Annotated in this window: 1 protein-coding gene; it reads left to right on the forward strand. The window is 43.6% G+C overall.

The window, feature by feature from the left end; genetic code table 11:
• Positions 1-288 precede the first annotated feature (288 nt).
• Positions 289-1,009: DUF6444 domain-containing protein (locus tag HZY91_RS10745; RefSeq protein WP_197116269.1), on the forward strand; the 721-nt coding region annotated here is incomplete at its 3' end.

Below are 1,009 nucleotides of genomic sequence, written 5' to 3' on the forward strand. Positions count from 1 at the left end.
TTGATTTCTTCCCGCATGATCAGTTCTAATTTTTACTTTACAAACTGACGAATGACACTTTCCAGTTGATTTGCCCAGTCGACATTCGGTATACTTTTGGACATAGGTAGGGTCCTCCTTTCTCTGGAATATTTGGGTTCAATCAGAGAATACCCTACCTTTTTTCTTTTGGTCTAGCAAAATGCTTTACACAAAATGTAACTATTCAGCCACATCATAAAGTGAGCTGAATATTTTTTGCTTTTCCTGTCTATGATGTGAATATTGATAGACAAGGAGGTGAATCGCATGTTGACGGTACAACAAGCTGTATTTACAGTTGAAAGCTTAATCAGCAAAGTCCAACAACAAAAGCAGCTCATTACTCACCAACAACAAGTCATTGAGCAACTGTTGAAAGAAAACAAACAGCTACGCAAAGAAAATGAACAACTCAAGTATCGCGTTCAAGAGCTGGAAGCACGCACGAAAAAAAACAGCTCTAATAGCCATTTGCCCCCATCTTCTGACCGTTTTGCCAACACACGTTCTTCTCGTCAACCATCTGGCAACAAGCCAGGCGGACAAGAAGGACATCAAGGAACGACGCTCCGTCAAGTGGAACATCCACATCATCGTGTCGTCCACCGTGTGCATACGTGTCAAGGATGTGGGGTTTCTTTGCGTGACGTCAAACCGTTCAAAGTCGATATCCGTCAAGTGTTTGATGTCCCTCCTGTGGCGATCGAGGTGACACAACATGAACGTGAAGTGAAATCGTGTCCGCATTGTCGATGCGTGCAACAAGCCGAATTCCCATCCCATGTCACGAATCATGTGCAATACGGTCCACGGCTCACGGCGCTCGCTGTTTATTTACATCATATCCAATTGATCCCGTACAAGCGTTTAAGTGATACAATCGAAGCGTTATATCAACACTCAATCAGTACAGGAACTCTTGCCAATATGGTGAAACGAGGACGCGAATCGCTGGAATCAAATATGGACATCATCGAAGACGCCTTAC

Source organism: Facklamia lactis, from assembly GCF_015863205.1.
Lineage (GTDB): Bacteria > Bacillota > Bacilli > Lactobacillales > Aerococcaceae > Facklamia > Facklamia lactis.